At 38.4% G+C, this 19,037-nt stretch carries 20 protein-coding genes; 17 read left to right on the top strand and 3 right to left on the bottom strand.

Going from position 1 to position 19,037, the window contains the following annotated elements; genetic code table 11:
- The first annotated feature begins 1 nt into the window (after position 1).
- Positions 2 to 88, top strand: a complete 87-nt coding sequence (locus IR135_RS11720; protein ID WP_318272230.1) for an IS3 family transposase — start codon at positions 2 to 4, stop codon at positions 86 to 88.
- A 29-nt stretch (positions 89 to 117) separates the two neighbouring features.
- Here the strand turns inward: IR135_RS11720 and IR135_RS02255 are convergent, their stop codons facing one another.
- The gene (locus tag IR135_RS02255) at positions 118 to 360 is read right to left on the bottom strand and encodes a GntR family transcriptional regulator (RefSeq protein WP_167753340.1); all 243 of its coding nucleotides are present in this window, start codon (positions 358 to 360) and stop codon (positions 118 to 120) included.
- A gap of 117 nt (positions 361 to 477) precedes the next feature.
- Between IR135_RS02255 and gabT the strand changes: the two genes are divergently transcribed.
- The 8 genes from gabT to IR135_RS02215 all read left to right on the top strand — a co-directional run bounded on the left by gabT (position 478) and on the right by IR135_RS02215 (position 10,639).
- Positions 478 to 1,779, top strand: a complete 1,302-nt coding sequence (gabT, locus tag IR135_RS02250; RefSeq protein ID WP_135096315.1) for a 4-aminobutyrate--2-oxoglutarate transaminase — start codon at positions 478 to 480, stop codon at positions 1,777 to 1,779.
- A 1-nt stretch (position 1,780) separates the two neighbouring features.
- Entirely contained in the window at positions 1,781 to 3,175 is a 1,395-nt protein-coding gene (locus tag IR135_RS02245) for an NAD-dependent succinate-semialdehyde dehydrogenase (protein WP_135096313.1), read from the top strand.
- A 17-nt stretch (positions 3,176 to 3,192) separates the two neighbouring features.
- The gene (gene speB, locus IR135_RS02240) at positions 3,193 to 4,140 is read left to right on the top strand and encodes an agmatinase (RefSeq protein WP_135096311.1); all 948 of its coding nucleotides are present in this window, start codon (positions 3,193 to 3,195) and stop codon (positions 4,138 to 4,140) included.
- A gap of 37 nt (positions 4,141 to 4,177) precedes the next feature.
- Positions 4,178 to 5,590 carry a sodium:solute symporter gene (locus tag IR135_RS02235; protein WP_135096309.1) on the top strand — a complete coding sequence of 471 codons (1,413 nt, stop codon included), beginning with the start codon at positions 4,178 to 4,180 and terminating at the stop codon, positions 5,588 to 5,590.
- Positions 5,591 to 5,630: 40 nt separating this feature from the next.
- Positions 5,631 to 7,037, top strand: a complete 1,407-nt coding sequence (locus tag IR135_RS02230) for an APC family permease (RefSeq protein WP_135096307.1) — start codon at positions 5,631 to 5,633, stop codon at positions 7,035 to 7,037.
- Positions 7,038 to 7,162: 125 nt separating this feature from the next.
- The gene (locus IR135_RS02225) at positions 7,163 to 8,776 is read left to right on the top strand and encodes a gamma-glutamyltransferase family protein (protein WP_135096305.1); all 1,614 of its coding nucleotides are present in this window, start codon (positions 7,163 to 7,165) and stop codon (positions 8,774 to 8,776) included.
- Positions 8,777 to 8,813: 37 nt separating this feature from the next.
- Positions 8,814 to 10,076 (top strand): hypothetical protein, encoded by a 1,263-nt coding sequence (locus IR135_RS02220; protein WP_135096303.1) that lies wholly within the window; start codon positions 8,814 to 8,816, stop codon positions 10,074 to 10,076.
- Between the two features lie 95 nt (positions 10,077 to 10,171).
- Positions 10,172 to 10,639 carry a GNAT family N-acetyltransferase gene (locus tag IR135_RS02215; RefSeq protein WP_135096301.1) on the top strand — a complete coding sequence of 156 codons (468 nt, stop codon included), beginning with the start codon at positions 10,172 to 10,174 and terminating at the stop codon, positions 10,637 to 10,639.
- A gap of 57 nt (positions 10,640 to 10,696) precedes the next feature.
- Here the strand turns inward: IR135_RS02215 and IR135_RS02210 are convergent, their stop codons facing one another.
- Positions 10,697 to 11,383, bottom strand: a complete 687-nt coding sequence (locus tag IR135_RS02210; protein WP_135096299.1) for a response regulator transcription factor — start codon at positions 11,381 to 11,383, stop codon at positions 10,697 to 10,699.
- 125 nt (positions 11,384 to 11,508) lie between these two features.
- Here IR135_RS02210 and IR135_RS02205 point away from each other — a divergent pair, with 125 nt between their 5' ends.
- The 4 genes from IR135_RS02205 to IR135_RS02190 all read left to right on the top strand — a co-directional run bounded on the left by IR135_RS02205 (position 11,509) and on the right by IR135_RS02190 (position 15,369).
- The gene (locus IR135_RS02205) at positions 11,509 to 12,543 is read left to right on the top strand and encodes a zinc-binding dehydrogenase (protein WP_135096297.1); all 1,035 of its coding nucleotides are present in this window, start codon (positions 11,509 to 11,511) and stop codon (positions 12,541 to 12,543) included.
- 14 nt (positions 12,544 to 12,557) lie between these two features.
- The gene (locus tag IR135_RS02200; RefSeq protein WP_135096295.1) at positions 12,558 to 14,054 is read left to right on the top strand and encodes an aldehyde dehydrogenase family protein; all 1,497 of its coding nucleotides are present in this window, start codon (positions 12,558 to 12,560) and stop codon (positions 14,052 to 14,054) included.
- A 242-nt stretch (positions 14,055 to 14,296) separates the two neighbouring features.
- Entirely contained in the window at positions 14,297 to 14,782 is a 486-nt protein-coding gene (locus IR135_RS02195) for a GNAT family N-acetyltransferase (protein WP_135096293.1), read from the top strand.
- A 98-nt stretch (positions 14,783 to 14,880) separates the two neighbouring features.
- The gene (locus IR135_RS02190) at positions 14,881 to 15,369 is read left to right on the top strand and encodes a TspO/MBR family protein (RefSeq protein ID WP_135096291.1); all 489 of its coding nucleotides are present in this window, start codon (positions 14,881 to 14,883) and stop codon (positions 15,367 to 15,369) included.
- A 104-nt stretch (positions 15,370 to 15,473) separates the two neighbouring features.
- Here the strand turns inward: IR135_RS02190 and IR135_RS02185 are convergent, their stop codons facing one another.
- Positions 15,474 to 16,088, bottom strand: a complete 615-nt coding sequence (locus IR135_RS02185; RefSeq protein ID WP_167753339.1) for a class I SAM-dependent methyltransferase — start codon at positions 16,086 to 16,088, stop codon at positions 15,474 to 15,476.
- A 171-nt stretch (positions 16,089 to 16,259) separates the two neighbouring features.
- Between IR135_RS02185 and IR135_RS02180 the strand changes: the two genes are divergently transcribed.
- From IR135_RS02180 to IR135_RS02165, 4 genes are all read left to right on the top strand, one after another.
- On the top strand, positions 16,260 to 16,787 hold the full coding sequence (locus IR135_RS02180) for a GrpB family protein (protein WP_135096287.1): 528 nt from the start codon (positions 16,260 to 16,262) through the stop codon (positions 16,785 to 16,787).
- Between the two features lie 40 nt (positions 16,788 to 16,827).
- Positions 16,828 to 17,505, top strand: a complete 678-nt coding sequence (locus IR135_RS02175; protein WP_135096285.1) for a metallophosphoesterase family protein — start codon at positions 16,828 to 16,830, stop codon at positions 17,503 to 17,505.
- 2 nt (positions 17,506 to 17,507) lie between these two features.
- A complete protein-coding gene (locus tag IR135_RS02170; protein WP_135096283.1) occupies positions 17,508 to 17,966 on the top strand; it encodes a GNAT family N-acetyltransferase in 459 nt (152 codons plus the stop codon).
- 235 nt (positions 17,967 to 18,201) lie between these two features.
- Positions 18,202 to 19,035, top strand: a complete 834-nt coding sequence (locus IR135_RS02165; RefSeq protein ID WP_135096281.1) for an alpha/beta fold hydrolase — start codon at positions 18,202 to 18,204, stop codon at positions 19,033 to 19,035.
- Positions 19,036 to 19,037 lie beyond the last annotated feature (2 nt).

Here is a 19,037-nt window from a genome sequence, read left to right as displayed (position 1 = left end):
TATTAATAAGTATAATAATGAGCGCTATCAATGGGGACTAAATAAGATGACCCCGGCACAATACAGGGGTCATCTACTCACAGCGTAACGCTTTTATTAAATTGTCTATTTTATAGGTTATAGTTCAATGTAATATCCTTTTTTCTCTAAAGCATAGACATATCCTTCAGCCATTAACTGCTCATAGGCTGTTGCGACTGAGTTTATACTGATGTTTAAATCTTTTGCGAGACCCCTTTTCGAAGGGAGTTTGTAATCTTTCGGCAGAGTTCCTGAAATGATTTTATCTTTTAGAATTTCGTAAATCTGCCGATACTTATATGTCGCTTTTTTCGAATCAGACAAAATGATTTCCAGCATAGATGAATCCTCCATTGCAATAATCTGGTCCCTATAATTTCTGAATATTGGTACTTTTAATTATACCAGACATTGGCATAATGATTAATATTACAGTTATGAAAGGGGATTCATCAAATGACTAGAACAAAGGATTTACAAGAAAAAAGAAACAAATATGTTGCAAAAGGTGTCAGTAACGGAAATTTAAGCATTGCCGCTAAAGCGCACGGTGCGACCATTACGGATCCTGAAGGCAATGAGTTTATAGATTTTGCAGGGGCGATTGGTGTACAGAATGTCGGGCACACACATCCTAAAGTGACAGAGGCAGTTAAAAATCAGGTCGATAAGTTTTTACATCCCGGTTTTAACTGTATTATGTACGACGGCTATATTGAACTCGCTGAAAAACTGTGCGAAATTACCCCGGGCAATTTTGATAAAAAAGCAATTCTGTTTAACTCAGGTGCAGAGGCTGTAGAGAATGCTGTGAAAATGTCACGCAAGTATACGGGCAGAAATGCGGTTGTTTCATTCAAGCGCGGTTATCACGGACGCACGAATTTAACGATGAGCATGACGAGTAAAGTAAAACCTTATAAGAATGGTTTTGGCCCCTTTGCATCTGATATTTACGCAGCACCGTATCCTTACTTATACCGCAAGCATACAGCCTTAACAGAAGAAGAGTATATTGAGCAGTCTATTAAAGAATTTCATGATTTCTTTATAGAAACAGTTGCTCCGGAGAACGTAGCATGTGTCGTTATGGAACCTGTGCAGGGCGAAGGTGGTTTTATCGTTCCTCCAAAACGTTTCGTTGAAGCTGTAGTGAATTTCTGTAAAGAACATGGAATTGTTTTTGTAGCGGATGAAATTCAGACTGGTTTCGGGCGTACGGGTAAATTGTTTGCATCAGAACATTTCGATATTGAGCCGGACTTAATGACAGTATCTAAATCTATGGCTGCTGGACTGCCGCTCAGCGGTGTTGTAGGTAAAACAGAAATTCTCGATGCTGCAGAGCCGGGTGAACTTGGAGGAACATTCGCAGGGAATCCTGTAGCATGTGCAGCGGCATTGACTGTTATCGATGTTGTTAAAGAAGAAAACCTCTGTGACAAAGCGGAAAACATCGGACAGAAACTTGAAGATGTTCTGAAAGAATTACAAAACAAACATTCATTTGTCGGTGAAATCAGACGTCTTGGTGCAATGGTCGCAGTAGAAATTGTCGAGGATGATAAAGTAAATACTCCGAACAAGGAACTGACTGGTAAAATTGCCAAGTACGCTAATGAGAACGGTTTGATCTTACTGTCTGCCGGTATTTATGGAAACGTTATCAGATTCCTGATGCCGCTCGTTATTAATGATGAGGAGCTGAACAAAGGGTTCAGTATTCTTAGTGAGTCATTTGAAAAGGCAGGTAAGTAATATGGCAGAGACATTTGATATTAAAAATCCGGCAACGGGCGAAGTCATCGATACTTTAAAGGAAAACACAAAAGAAGAAGTACAGGCAGCTATTGAAGCATGTCATGAAGGGTTTAAAGAATGGCGTCAGACTGATGCCCACTACCGTTCCGGCATTATTAAAGAATGGTTCCGCCTGATTAACGAACACAAAGAAGAACTTGCTGAAATTATTACTAAAGAGAGCGGTAAGCCGCTGCAGGAAGCTTTAGGCGAAGTGGCTTATGCCAATGCTTATATCGAATGGTATGCAGAAGAAGCGAAGCGTATCTACGGCAGAACAATTCCTGCCAATTCCCCGCACAAAAATATTGTGATTAAAAAACAGCCGGTCGGCTTAGTTGCGGGGATTACACCGTGGAACTTCCCTGCTGCCATGCTGACACGAAAAGTGGCGCCTGCACTTGCAGCAGGCTGCTCATTTATCATTAAACCGGCTGCAGAAACACCACTGACAACAATGAAACTGCTGGAACTTGCTTATGAAGCAGGCGTGCCGGAAAATGTCTTTAAAGCTGTAAACGGACCAGGCCGTGAATTAGGAGAAGTATTCACAGACAGCCCTCTGGTCAGAAAAATAACATTTACGGGGTCGACTGAAGTAGGGAAATCGCTGATTGAAAATAGTGCAGATACTGTAAAGCATGTATCGATGGAACTTGGCGGGCATGCACCGATTATCATTTGCGGAGATGCAGATATCGATATTGCTGTGGATCAGACCATCGCCTCTAAGTTTAGAAATGCGGGGCAGACATGTATTTGTGCCAACAGATTATTTGTCCATGAATCAATTGTTGATGAATATGCTGAAAAGCTGAGTGCAAAAGTCGCTCAGCTGAAAGTCGGCAACGGCCTTGAAGAAGATGTGCAGGTCGGCCCGTTAATTAACAAAAAAGCATACGATAAAGTGAGCAATCAGGCAGATAATGCTAAGGAGCTGGGTGCCGACATTATTTGCGGCGGCGAAGGTATTATTGATAATGACAAGGAAACATATTTTTATAAACCGACAGTTATAAAAAATGCGAATCAGGAAATGGAAATTATGAATGAAGAAACATTCGGACCGCTGATTCCGATTCAGTCATTCTCAGATATTGATGAAGCGTTAGAATTAGCAAACTCTTTACCGTATGGACTGGCTGCTTATTACTTTACGAATGATTATAAAATGGGACTGTATTTATCAGACCAGCTCGAATTCGGAGTAATCGGCTGGAATGACGGTGCGCCATCTGCAGCCCATGCACCATTCGGAGGATTGAAGGAAAGCGGACTTGGAAAAGAAGGCGGAATAGAAGGTATTGAAGCATATCTGGATACAAAATATTTATCGATAGGAAACTTAATTTAATTAAGAGGCGGGATACAATGTATACACCAAAAGATTCATCTAAATCTCCACGATTCGTGGGACCGAGAACATTTATGAGATTAGAACATATTAGAACGACAGAAAATGTGGATTTTGCTGTCATCGGTGTTCCATTCGATACAGCGGCATCCAATCGTACGGGACAAAGATACGGCCCGCAGCATATTAGAGACTTTTCTGTACTATTAAGACCGTATAATCCGGATCAGGATATAAATATTTTTGACTATTGTTCAGGTGTAGATTACGGGGATATTGATGTAATTCCTGGGAATATCCACCGTACTTACGACAATATTGTAGACAGCTTAACACCTGTTTTAGACAGCGGCATCACTCCGGTCATGATGGGTGGAGATCACTCGATTTCACTTGGACATTTAAGAGCATTCCATAAAAAATTCGGACCGGTGGCCTTGATTCATTTCGATTCTCACGGGGATACATGGGATAACTACTTTGGTGAAAAATATATGCACGGTACGCCGTTCAGAAGAGCGGTGGAAGAAGGACTGATAGATACTGAGCATTCTATTCAAGTAGGAATGAGAGGACCGTTATACGGTCCCGGCTGTATTGAAGATGCAAGAGATCTCGGCTTTGAAGTAATTACGATGAGAGAAGCGAGAGAAATGGGCTTTGATCAAGTATCAGAAAGAATTAAAGAACGTGTCGGCGATGCAAAAGCTTTTGTATCATATGACATTGATTTCCTAGACCCGGCTTATGCACCTGGTACAGGTACGCCTGAAGTAGGCGGTCCGACTTCCTTCGAAGGCTTGGAATTCGTCAGAAACTTAAAAGGTATAGACATCAAAGGTTTTGACCTTGTAGAGGTATTGCCGACATATGACTCAGGTGAAATTACTGCTGTGGCAGCATCATCGATAATTTTTGAAATGATAACTTTGATTGCTTTGCAAAAACGTAATTTATCATCTTAGAAACGGTCTGTCACATCAAACAGGGGGATAAGCTAACGTGGAAATATTAGATTACTTAATATTTGCAATCTACTTCATCGTACTGATCAGTATCGGCGTCATGGGGATGATGAGGGCCAAAACCAGTGAGCAGTATATGGTTGCAGATAGAAATTTAGGAGTTTGGATGTTGTTTGGTTGTTTAACCGCCGTATTTTTAGGCGGATCCTCAACCATAGGTTCTTCGCAGCTAGGTTATGAAATAGGTTTATCAGGCATATGGTTTGTATTTTCCATGGGTCTCGGAATAACGCTGTTTGCACTCGTATTTTTAGACCGGATTATGGGTTTTAAACTATTAACAATAAGTGAACTGCTAGGCAGATTATTCGGAACAAAATCTAAACTGGTAGGTGCTGTAGTTGCAGCAATTTACACATTACTTATAAGTGTGACTCAAATAATAGCCATTGGCGCACTTCTATCTGGAGTGTTTGATTGGGAACTAACAACGGCAATACTCATCGGCGGTTTTATAGTTTTCTTTTATACAATACTGGGTGGAATGTGGACACTTACAATTACTGATGTATTCCAATTTGCTATTATGACTATCGGGATATTCGCTATTATGTTACCGCAGAGTTTAGGTGCAGCAGGCGGATTTGAAGGATTGAAATCTACTTTACCAAGCAGTTACTTTAATTTAACAGAGATGGGATTTAGAGAAATTTTATCTTATCTATTAACTTATACATTAGGTATGATGGTTGGCCAGGATATTTGGCAAAGATATTTCACGGCTAAAAATACAAAAATAGCGAAATCAGCGGGTGTTTTAGTCGGGATATACAGTTTACTGTACTCTCTGGCAATGGTAATTATAGGTATGTGTGCACTTGTAGTCTTGCCGGGAATCCAAAACACACAGGATGTCTTTACAACTATGGCATTTGAAACTATTTCAACAGGACTTTTAGGCGTAGTTTTTGCGGCAGTTGCAGCAGCTATTATGTCGACGGCGTCAGGTACACTATTGGCCTCATCGACATTAATATCTAAAGATATATTAAAGGACCATTTCTTTACTAAGGTCAATGATACAAAGTTTTTACTGATCTCAAGAATAACGACCTTTGTATTAGCTGTACTGGCTATTGTAATTGCATTGTGGATTCAAGAATTGTTAGTAGCAATTGATGTTGCATATGCAATACTTGCAGGATCAATATTTATTCCGATTCTATTCGGTTTATTCTCAAAAAAAATTACACCAAATGCAGCCTTCTCAGCAATGTTACTGTCTGCATTTACTGTAATAATTGGCTTGTGGATTGAAGGACTCGGGGCAAGTAATCCTATCATCTATGGTATTGTCGTTAATATTATCACTATCATCACTGTATCTTATTTTGATAAAGGAAACAGGAGAAAAAGAAGTGATTTTGAAGCAGGACTTGATAAATCATAGAAAACTAATATAGACAGCGTGACTTTCAAGGGGGAATTAAGTGGAGGAACATAAATTTTCTAAGTCATTTTCTCTGATAGATTTATTATTTATGGCAACAGGTGCGATGCTCGGCTGGGGCTGGGTCGTTTTATCAGGCGACTGGGTCTCTCACGCCGGTTTCGGAGGCACAGCCATTGCCTTTGGCATCGGCGGACTTCTAATTATATTTATCGGTCTAACCTATGCTGAACTCGCATCTTCAATACCAAAAACCGGCGGCGGAATGGTATTTGTACTGCGGGCATTTAAACCGAAGATCATCGGCTATTTTGCAGCCTGGAGTGTATTATTTGGTTATGTTTCAGTAATCACGTTTGAAGCGGTTGCTTTGCCGACAGTAATCGATTATATTCTTCCCTTTGATCACCTGGGACATATGTGGACAGTAGGCGGAGATGATGTATTCTTTACCTGGGTAATTATCGGATCTGTAGGGTCGATAGTGCTCACATCGTTAAACTATTTTGGAGTAACACCGGCCAAGGTGGTTCAAAATGTCTTAACACTTGGCGTCGTTGCTGCAGGGATACTGTTAATGGTCAGCGGGCTGACGCTCGGGGATACTTCAAACTTAGATCCGATGTTTGGCAGCGGAGTCGGCGGTATTATGACTGTGCTGGTAATGATACCATTTCTCTTTGTCGGATTTGATGTTATTCCGCAAATCTCAGCAGAGGTAAAATCACCTCCGCATCTAATAGGAAGAATTTTAATCGGATCTATTATTGTCACTGTAGTTTTTTATGTTCTTATTGCTTTTGGTGTCTCTATGGGACTTACTGAAGGACAGATTGCAGGATCAAACTTAGCAACAGCAGATGCGATGAGAGCTATGTTTGACAGCCGTCTTATGGCAAACATAATTGTGCTTGCAGGGGTAGCCGGGATTATTACAAGCTGGAACGCATTTATTATCGGCGGCAGCCGTATTTTATATGCGATGTCCATTCGTAAAATGATACCTGAATGGTTCAGCCGGATTCATCCTAAATATAATACACCGGTTAACGCTATACTATTTCTAGGCATTCTCGGAGTGATAGCGCCGCTCCTTGGACATGCATCTTTAAATTGGTTTGTTAATGCAGGCGGAATCGGTATTGTCCTCGGATACTTAATTGTTTCAATATCTTTCTTGAAACTGAGAAAAACAGAACCAGAATTAAACAGGCCTTTCAGTATTAAAAGATGGAAAGTGATCGGTCTGATTGCAATTATTTTGAGTATATTATTTGTACTGCTCTATATGCCGTTCTCACCATCAGCACTGGTTTGGCCGATGGAATGGTTTATCGTTATAGGCTGGTATCTGATCGGTCTTATTTTCTTTATGATGGGTAAAGAAAAAGATATTAACCATGATTATAATGGTGGTATAAATGATGAACAGAACGAAGTTAATTAATAATTTGAAGACAAAACTGCGGTTTTGTCTTTTTTATATTACTTTGTTATCTAAAAATTGTGACACCATTTCCATTGTGATAATCTTGATGTAAACAAACGCTTCATAACAAAGGGGAAAATTTAATGAAACAATTCGACACGCTCTACAATCCTTATCATTCACAGCGTAATCCTGTCGTGGCTAAGAAGGGGATGGTTGCCACATCGCAGCCTTTAGCTGCTCAAGCAGGGCTTACGATTATGCAGAACGGCGGCAATGCCATCGATGCCGCTATCGCCACTGCTGCAGCGCTCACGGTCGTTGAACCGACGACTAACGGTATCGGCGGCGATGCTTTTGCGCTCGTCTGGGTGAAGGATACACTCTATGGTTTAAACGGCAGCGGCAAATCGCCCGAGTCCATTTCAATCGATAAAGTCCGCGCTGCCGGTTACGATGAGATTCCTAAATACGGATTTACTCCTGTTACTGTGCCCGGTCAGCCTGGTGCCTGGGCAGAGCTTTCCAGACGATTCGGCAAACTGCCTTTTAAAGACTTAATGCAGCCGGCTATTCAGTATGCAGAAGAGGGCTATCCGATTTCACCGGTCTTAGCGAAGTTCTGGGAGAGAGCAGCTGTGAGATTTAAAGAAGCTTTTGAAGGTACAGAATTCGACCATTGGTTTGAAACATTCGCACCAAACGGAGAGGCGCCGAAAGTCGGAGAGATATGGAAATCACAGGATATGGCGGATACTTTAAGGGAACTTGCTGAGACTGAATGTGAATCGTTTTATGCAGGAAATATTGCCCGGAAAATAGATGAATTTTCGAGAGCGTATGATGGATACATAACAAAAGAGGATTTAGCAAAATATCAACCTGAGTGGGTAGATCCAATATCAGTTAATTATAGGGGATATGATGTCTGGGAAATCCCGCCGAACACGCAAGGGATTATTGCTTTATCAGCCTTAAATATATTGAAGCATATGGACATCGAAGGCAAGGAATCGACAGATACATATCATAAGCAGATTGAAGCGATTAAACTGGCATTTGCAGACGGTGAGAAATATATTGCAGATCCGGAATATATGAAAGTCACTGCAGAAGATATGCTGGGTGAAGCATATGCGAAAGAACGTTTGAAATTAATCACTGATCAAGCCGGACAGCCTGAAGCGGGTGAACCGAAAGCGAGCGGCACAGTGTATCTGTGCACAGCAGATGAAGAAGGTAACATGGTATCGTTCATACAGAGCAACTATATGGGATTCGGCTCGGGACTCGTTGTACCCGGAACAGGTATCGGACTGCAGAACAGAGGATGCGATTTTAACCTGGATCCGGAATCACCAAACTCCCTCGGACCGGGGAAGCGCTCCTATCATACGATTATTCCGGGCTTTATAACCAAAGGCAAAGAAGCCCTCGGACCATTTGGCGTCATGGGCGGATTCATGCAGCCGCAGGGCCATGTCCAGGTAGCGATGAGTACAATCGACTTTGAATTAAACCCGCAGACCGCACTGGATGCACCACGCTGGCAGTGGACGAAAGACAAAACAGTTTGGGTTGAAAAGAACTTCCCGCATCAAATCGCAGAAGACCTGGTTAAACGGGGACATAATATTGAAATGAAACTGGACTCAAGTTCATTCGGCAGAGGCCAGATTATATGGAGAGACCCGGAAACAGGCATACTGTACGGCGGCACGGAAAATAGAACGGATGGACATATAGCGGCGTACTAGAAGAACATTAAAATACTTAGTATGGGGGTATTTACAAGTGAAATTCAAGAAAATGGTAATGACTGATAATTGTTTGACTCATGGACTTTGTTATTTTAATGGCAAAGAAAACCCTGTAAGCGGAGTACTGGAATATGATAATAATCAGATTAACTTGTCTTATGTTAGAAAACATTTTTTTATGGATCAAGAAGAAGACAATTATTCACAGGTAGAATTTGTTACGAGTGAAGGAGAGGTCTTGCGATTAGTCAATGGACTTGTTATTAAACAGAAATCTAACTCACGTAATGTAACAACTTATAATGTAGATTTTCAGTATATTATGCTGGATCTTCATCCTGAAAAAGACATGCGAGATAGCTTTAGCGTTATAAAATTTACTTGTACTTATTTCAAAGATATTTTTTCAAACTCTCCATTTAGATTTATAAGCCATAATCGAGAAACTTTTTATAAAGAAATAAAAGCAGATGTTAATGGGACTCTCGGAATTTGCCTTTTGAATCCCAAAATAGAAATTAGTGATAAAATAACTGCTCATGAAAAAAATCAAGAGGGTGGAAATGTACTGAGTTATAGCTATACTCCGTATATACGTGTTAAATTTTTTGAAGATTTTGAGCTTAATAATCTCATGAGCGAAGTCATACGATTAAAAAATTTATTTTCATTTTTAATGGATTCAAAGATTTTAGTTGAAGAGTTATTTATAAGTAGTGGGGATAAAACTTATAAAATATTTTGGTCGAACGAAAAAGATGTTAATATTTCGATGAAAACATATAAATTAAATTCTGATGTACGACCATTAGTGAAAAAACATTTCGCAGAAATTGTTTCAAATTTTTATTTACAAGAAGAACTGTTTGATGATTTGTTTGATACATACATTAATAATTTATATAAACCAATTTATGCTGATGACTATCTTGTATCCCAGATTATTATTTTAGAAGGTTTATACATAAGATTTAAGGTAGGACCAAAAAATGTAAGGTTGAAAAATATGTTGGAAAATATTATTGAAGAAACATATGAATTAGAATCTGCTACGTTCAATTCTACAATTAAAATTGATGATTCTATTATAAACTTTTTAAAAGAATTTAGACATTATCATTCACACTTGTATGAACGACATAGAAAACCAGCTACAGATTTAGACTTATATGAACTTGCATTAACTTTAAAAGAAATAATTCATGAATTTATCTCCAGTAAGCTTTACTATAGTAATCAATCATACAAGGCTAAGCAGTATGAATTTGAACAATTGCCTAGAAAGATTGAAGAATAAGTAGTAGATAAACTTTTGAGGATACACAATTTAGATGAAAGAGATTTAATATTTATTATATGCATAAGAAGAGATCCTAAAAGGAGACTAGAATAATGGAATTGTATCGCTATCATCCAAAATTTGATGAATTTATTCAAAATTATTATTTACCTGACGAACAGCTGCATTACAGTGCAACACCAAAGAAAAGCATTGAAGTTTCTAAAGAGGACAAGGACAGACATCCAGTATTAGGGATAGATAATAATGAACTGGTCGTGTTCTTTATCCTGCATGAAAACGATGGGGTGAGACCATATTCCGGCAGAGAGAATGCAGTATTGTTGAGATCTTTTTCTACAAATTATAAGCACCAGGGTCAAGGATATGCCAAACAATCACTTCAGCAGCTTCCTGACTTTATGAGAGTTCATCTTCCTCATATTGATACGATTGTCCTCGCGGTCAACGTGAATAATACAGCGGCTCAATCGCTCTATAAAAAGTCCGGTTACATAGATGAAGGCGTTCGTGTCGAAGGTGCAAAAGGTGAACTGATTGTGATGAATTATTATCTTTAAAGCATTATAAAAGTCGGTACGAAAGATTGTATCGACTATTTTTATTTAAGCTGTAATTTATAGAATGCCCAGACGAAACATTATTGCCACAGCATGGGATCGGTTTGATGCATTTAATTTTTTCCTCGCCTGTTTAATATATTGTTCAACAGTTGACTCCCCAATAGTATAACGTTCAGCAATTTCCTTCACCACAAAACCATTTGAAATATCTTTCATCACTTCAAATTCTCTTTTACTCAATATATTTTTATCTATATGAGTTTCATATATTAATTCACCTGATTTTTTACCGAAATTAGAAATAGTATTTAACAAATCATTATCAAAATTCGCCTCTGCTTTAAACAAACTGCTATATATAAAAGCTGTGACTATCCCCCGCTGCATAATAGGAACTACAAGAAAAGAGGTTACAGCTTTGTCAATCACATGATTGCTTGGTGTTAGCTTAACTAATTCTTTATTACTGGTAAACGCAGCTTTTTTATTTTGAATATCAGTCATAATAGCCGGGAGAGTACGCACATCATAACGTTCTTCATGAATATAATGTATCTGCCCTTTTTCTAAGGCGATAACACCTTCTCCCAAATAACCAATTGAGGAATATCTGAAAAGATATGCATTTTCTACAGGAAATAATTCTATAAATGATTCCAGCATCGCGATTAGTTTACCTTCATGTGATGCTTCTTTGTCGATTACTTCAAACTGAGACGAAAAGGTAAGTGAATCAATCATTATATTACTCCTTTTTCATTAGTTTTACTGTAAATCATGGGAATATATTAACTCTTCAGAATATTATATCATATTTGTAAGCGGATACATTATATAAAGTTTCATCAATTAAAGGGGGAGAAGTAATGAAAGCACTAGTAATTGAAGACGTTAAAAAAGCAGTGGTTAAAGAGGTTCCGGTTCCGGAAATTGACGAGAATGGGATTTTAATTAAAACAATGGCCAATGGTGTATGCCGAAGTGATTGGCATGTCTGGACGGGAGATCAAGGCATTGTGCAGGAGATTATCGGACATGAATTTGCAGGGATTGTTGAAGAAGTAGGAAGTAACATTAAAAACTTTAAACGCGGAGACAGAGTGATTGTGCCATTCTCAGGCAGTGACGGCACATGTCCACATTGTTTAGCGGGAGATACTAACCGTTGTGACTCTTTCTTAGTTCCGGGAACGGCATATCAGGGAGGTTATGGGGAGTATGTAGCTGTACCTTTAGGTGATCGTAATGCTATTCATTTACCGGAAGCATTATCGTATGCGGACGCAGCAGCACTCGGCTGCAGATTTATGACATCTTATCACGGTATTGTTGACCGTGTTGAAGTATTGCCAGGTGAAAAAGTAGTAGTGTACGGCTGTGGCGGTGTAGGACTTTCTGCGATTCAGGTTGCATCTTCAATGGGTGCATTTGTTATTGGAGTAGATATTAACGAAGGAAACTTAGAACTTGCTAAAAAATTAGGTGCAGATTATGTAGTGAATAGTAAAAATGACAATCCGGTTGAAGCGGTTATGGAAATTACAGGCGGCGGTGCAGATGTTTCAGTCGATGCACTGGGAATCAAAGAAACTTGTATTAATGGAATCAACAGTTTAAGAAAAGGCGGACGTCATTTACAAATTGGAGTTACAACTAAAAAAGAGGGCGGGTTTATCCCAATCCCAATTGATGAGATGGTAATTGCCGAGAAATCATTTATTACTACTTTAGGTATACCAGCTGCACGTTTTACACCGTTGCTTAACCAAGTCGCGTTGGGCAAACTGGATCCAAGTAAGATGGTATCAGGACATATCAGTTTATCGGATGTTGAAAATCTCTTCCATGATATGAGTGATTTTAAAGTAACCGGAACATATGTAGTAACAGATTTTAATTAAAGGAGAGTATTCAAATGGCAAAAATATTAGAATCTAAATCAAATATTCTTGAATCTTATTTAGAAGGCCCTAAGAAAATGCTGATTAATGGCAGATGGACAGCTTCAGAAGAAACATTTGAAACAATTAATCCCGCAACAGGAAAAGTTATTACTGAAATATATGCGGCAAGTGAGAAAGAAGTAGATCAAGCGGTGCAAGCAGCCAAAGCTGCATTTAAAGGGCCTTGGTCAAAATTTTCACCGGCACAACGCTCTGATGTTATTCATAAACTCGCTGACTTAATAGAAGAACATCAAGATGAATTAACTTATCTTGAAACAATAGACTTTGGGAGTATTGAAAGTCTTTCTCGTCACGGCTGGGTGATTGGTGCAGCAAATCATTTAAGATATTATGCAGGCTGGGCAACTAAACTGAATGGTGAAACGATGTCGTTGACATCTGGAGGAAACAAACACGCATATACAATCCGTCAGCCAGTTGGGGTATGCGGACAAATCACTTCTTGGAACTTCCCGATACTCGGCGTTGCATGGAAACTGGGACCAGCCTTGGCTGCTGGAAATACAACAGTATTAAAACCATCTCAAAATACTTCATTAAGTACACTGTATCTAGGAGAACTCATTAAAGAAGCGGGATTCCCGGATGGTGTGGTGAATATCATTACAGGGTCAGGAAGTAAAACCGGTGAATATATAACCAGTCATCCTGACATTGATAAGATTGCATTTACAGGCTCTACATCAGTCGGTAAAGGAATTATGAGAAAATCGGCAGATACGCTGAAAAAAGTTACACTGGAACTTGGCGATAAATCACCGCATATTATTTTTGCAGATGCTAACATTAAAAAAGCAGTTCAGCATGCATTTACAGGATTTACGATGAACCAAGGAGAAGTCTGTGCAGCGGGTACACGGGTATATATCGAGCGGGAGATATATGAAAAAGTCACAGAACAGCTGGTTAAAATGGCTAATGACTTAAAAGTGGGCGATCCGTTTGACTCAGAATCAGAAATGGGTCCGTTAGTATCGAAAGAGCAATATGACCGTGTAACAAATTATATTGAAATAGCAAAAGAAGAAGGTGGAGAAATACTCGCTGGCGGCGGAAGACCTGACGATGAAAATCTTAAAGATGGTTATTATGTGAAACCAACCATCATTGCAGGTTTGAATGAAAACTGCCGAGCGGTTCAAGAAGAAATATTCGGTCCTGTGTTATGTGTTCTGCCATTTGTTGATGTTGATGAAGTTATCGAACGCGGTAACTTAACAGAATATGGACTGTCATCCGGTGTTCATACTAGAGATATTAATAAAGCACATAAAGTGATTAATGCGCTGGATGCCGGTACAGTTTGGGTAAACGGTTATATGAATAGCGATTCGAATGTACCGTTAGGCGGCTTTAAACAAAGTGGAGTAGGCGCAGAAATGGGCTTCCCCGGCATTGACATCTATACGAAATCGAAGAGTGTTGTTATTGATTTGGATGATTAAAAAAGATTGAAAGAACTTAAAAAATTAGTATGTGAAAAACATCTTGGAAAATTTAATTTCCAGGATGTTTTTTATGAATTTAGAAAAACATGTAAATTCTAAGTCCCTTGATTTTAATTAAGAGGTATATTAATTATCCTCTGTATAGTTATTTGAATAAGCACATGCTTCAGATATACTTGAAAAATGAAGTAGTGAAACGCAAATGATAATATCCTTAAATCTATGAGGAGGACTTAGATATGAACTTTATAATTCGTGAAATGCTGATTGAAGATACAAAACAGGTGCAGGATGTAGCGAAGAAGAGCTGGAATGCGACTTACGAAGGCATTATACCAAACAACATTCAGGAGAACTTTTTAAAAGGTGCCTACAATGACGAGATGATGCAGAAGAGTTTGAGTCATTCATTACTGCTGGTGGCTGAAGCGGAGAACAAAATCGTAGGGTTTGTCAACTTCTCTCCTGTTAATGAACAAGGACAGACAGAACTGAGTGCAATATATCTGTATCCTAAATATCAAGGACATGGGATAGGATCGGCGCTTTTGGATAAAGGTATTGCAATGCTTGGGAATCTGAAAGAAGTTCATCTTAATGTAGAAAAAGACAATACCATTGGCACAAATTTTTATAAGGCAAAAGGATTTAAAATAGTAGATGAATATGACGATAATTTCGATGATCATATTCTTAAAACAGTGAGAATGTTGTTAAAGATATAGATAGCATGAATTGATGCGGTCTTATTCTTTTAGCAACACCTCCGTGTCATATTTCTAATTAAGGGTATATATGACTAATGGTTAAAGGAGGATTTTTAATGAACAAGCTGGAACGTATTACTGATATTGCTTTACCGGTTATTGGCGGCAGTATTGTAGGTTTACTTTCAACAAAAAATGCCAAAAAAGATTATCAGGACTTTAAACAGCCTGCGTTTTCACCGCCGAAAGAAGCATTTGGTATTGTATGGCCGATTCTTTATACAACGATGGGTATTGCCCGGACGATCACTAAATCATCACGAAAAGACTCTTCTAAAAATGCTTATTTGTATAACTCGCAGCTCGGACTGAATTACTTATGGAGCATACTGTACTTCCGATTTAAACTGAGAGGCACCGCATTAATTGAAAGCTATGCCTTATTTGCGAGTGTCTTACTGACAACTGTTGCGTTTTACAAGACGAATAAATTCGCAGGCTTGTTATTGGTACCGTATGTAGTTTGGACTGCTTATGCAACTTACCTTAACGCAGGATTTGTTGCATTGAATCACGATAAAGAAGAGTACGCAGAGGATATTTAATGGTAAAAAAATTACAGCGCTTCATTGTATTTATGAAGTGCTGTAATTTTATAAATAAAAATAAAAACCTAAACAGTACTAATCCGTTTAGGTTCAACATTTACCTACCTCTTCCTCGCAATTAAATTGATATGCAAGGCAGATGGATAATCTATTTTATCAACTGTTAAGCCTGCATCTTCAGCGTACTGGCGGAGTTCATACTCGAAAGGGTATTGTTCTGAATCATCCCATTCTTCTCTGTATTTCTCTTTAGCGTCATCCATATCGCTTTTATTATTAAAGCCAATATCTAACAAATTCAAGGTGCCGCCTTGTTTTAATAATCTGCTGACTTCTTTGAAAGCATCTTCTCTTTTCGATAAAGGAACTTCATGGAAGCTGAAGCTCGACGTGATTAAGTCAAAATAATCACTTTCAAGTGGAATATTATTAAAATCTCCTGTTTCCACTTTGATTGAAGGAAACTTCTTTTTAGTCTCTTCAAGCATTTTCGGCGAGATATCAACCCCGTAAACATTTTTGGCATCTTTAATATATTCAGCAATGAAATTTCCTGTACCGATGCCAATGTCTAAAACATTTCCAGCTGCTTCAGGATAATTCTTATATGCTTTTTTAATACTGTCACGATAACCGGTTAAAGGACCGCCGATATCATCAATTTCTTCATCATAATTCCCTGCCCAGTTGTCAAATAGTTCAGTAATACTTCTCAAAAAATCTTCCCCTTTTTCGCGAGTACGTTTAAAACGCATCAACGATTTTTCTTACATCCATTATAGCAAAATATTTTTTGAATTTTAAGACTATGAAGCATGGACTTAGATTTATATACTGGTTAATAAGAGAGAAAAACTTATCAAATTTAATCGAAGGGGATGCATTTGATGAAGTTAGGGCTGGGGCGTAATGAAGTGAGGATTGTTGATTACAACAACGGTTGGAAGGCTGAGTTTGAAAGGATTAAAAAAGATTTGATGGAGAGTACAGGGCTTGGAGAGAAACGCATTGAACATATTGGAAGTACGGCAATAAAAGCTATGCCGGCCAAGCCGATTATCGATTTGCTGGTTGGAGTGGACAATCTGGAGGCAGTTGATAAGCCGCTGCTGCAGTCTTTTAGGAAAGCGGGATTTTTAAGGCTGAAAGTAGAAAGGCCGGGGGAGATTGTCCTCGCAAAATTTGAAGATGATTCCTATCAGGTAAAAACTCACTATATCCACTTGATTGAGTATCAGAAACCATTGTGGAAGAATCTTATATTTTTCAGGGATTATTTAAATAGTAATGAACATGCACGTAATCGGTATTTAAATATTAAAGAGGAATTTCTAAGAAGTAACTCTGAGGGGATAAGGGAATACACGGATTATAAAGAGGCATTTGTTAATGAAATAATCGATAAAAGAACTTAAACACGCAGAAGATGCAAAAAATTTATTTGGGGGACTGCTCATGAAAAGAATCCTGGCTATTAGTGATATTCATGGAGAGTTAGAACTTTTTGACAGCTTGCTGGAAAAGGTGAACTACAATGCAGACGAGGATCAGTTAATCCTCTTAGGAGATTACATTGACAGGGGACCAAACTCTAAAGGTGTATTAAATAGAGTGAGTGAATTAAAGAGAAAAGGTGCCATTGTATTGAGAGGGAATCATGACGAGATGATGCTGAATGCTGTGGACGGAGTACCTGAAGCCCTGGAACGCTGGGAAAAGAACGGTGCACTTGCCACGTTGCAAAGTTATGATTCATCTATAGAGAGTGTAACTCTGTCAGCTGGAGCTGAATTTGAGAAACATATCTCTCTTATAAGAGAGATGGATTATTACTATGAAACAAAGGATTATATTTTTGTCCATGCGGGCGTCAGGCCGGATACACCTGTTCAGAAAACTGATCCGCATACTTTCGTATGGATTAGAGAATTATTTTATGAAAAATACTCAGGGGATAAGACTGTGATTTTTGGTCATACACCAACGTCAGTCATCCGGCAGGAAAAGAATCATGATATTTATTTTGGAGAAAATAATATTATCGGCATTGATGGAGCAGCGACCTATGGCGGACAGCTCAATTGTCTGGAATTGCCCGGTAAGAAAACATACTCTGTGGCGAAAGAGGTGTAATTGTGACCTGCATTCGAATTAAAGAAATAGATGCGAGTAATATAAATGAAATGAGAAGAATCAGTGTAAAAGAGCATCAGAAATCTTTCATCGAAACGGTGGATGAGTGTCTGGAAGAAGCGGCAATCTATAAACAATGGTGTCCTGTTGCCATTTATGATTATGATAAAATAGTCGGTTTTGCCATGTACGGTGCTTTCGGTAAAAACCCTGATACGTGGATAGACAGAATTATTATAGATGAGAAATATCAGGGGAAAGGTTTCGGAAAGCTTGCTATGAAAGAGTTAATCAAGATTATTACAGAAAAATATAATGTAAATATAGTTTATCTGAGTTTCGTTGAAAATAATGATGTTGCTCGTAAGTTGTATGAAAATCTGGGATTTAACTTTACAGATGAATATGACCCCGAAGGTGAACTGATTTATAAGTTTAATTTAACAGAGAATTTCAAATAAAAGAGGAGGAGGTATATTGTTTACAGCAATTGATTTAGATTATATACAAATTTTATTACCGATAATATTTTTCACGATAGTTCTTTTATTTGTAAGTAATTCGTCATTATTCAATCCACACAATAACAATGTTAAAAGATCACCTGCGAGTTCCTTCCTTAAGGGGCTTATAGGAATAGAGCTCATTTTATTGATTCTCATACTATTATTACAACTGTAAAAGGGGAAATTGATTATGTTTGAAACTAAATTAGTGGAATCAGCGAGAGGCATTTTCGAAGTGTTTATTTACGGTCAAGGGGAGCCGTTAGCATATACTCATTTGTACAGCGAATATAATTCAAACGGAGATATTATGTCTCAGCAGTTAAGTGAGCATTATAAAGTATATGTGATTAACTTACGGGGTGCAGGGCAATCTGATGACCAAACTGAAGACTATACTTACAGTATGGATGATGCGATACATGATTTGGAAGCGGTAAGGAAAGCGCTTGATATAGAGAAATGGGCCTTTGCTGGTCATTCTACCGGCGGGTTTTTAGCTTTGAAATATGCCATTATGTACCCGGAGTCATTAATTAAAATAATAGCAGGTGGCTTATGTGCTTCAGGTGAATATATGAATCATCCAGATAGTATATACTGCACAAAAAATCCGAATAGCCAGCGTATGAAAGGTATATTTACAGAAATGCGTTCGCCGGAAGCGACAAGCGAAGAACGAAATGAATTGGCTAAAGAATGGATTATGATGTCACTCTACAGGAAAGATGCATATTACGATATGCTGAAAAGAAAAAACAGCGGCAGAACTTTAATGTTTAAAATAGACTACTTTACAGAAGAATTAAAAGAATATGATGTTAGGGATGAACTTAAGCAAAGTGACGTGCGTGCATACATATACTGTGGTCGTCATGATGCACAATGTCCGTATGTTTTCAGTAAAGAAGCAGCGGATTTAATGCCTAATGCAACATTAGAAACTTTTGAATACAGTAACCATGTGCCTGATATTGAAGAGGAAGATAAGTTTAAGAGATTTATAGAAAATACAGTGTCGTAATT

The sequence above is a fragment of the Jeotgalicoccus nanhaiensis genome (genome assembly GCF_015235105.1).
GTDB classification, from domain to species: domain Bacteria; phylum Bacillota; class Bacilli; order Staphylococcales; family Salinicoccaceae; genus Jeotgalicoccus; species Jeotgalicoccus nanhaiensis.
This window is presented reverse-complemented; position numbering and strand designations above follow the sequence as displayed.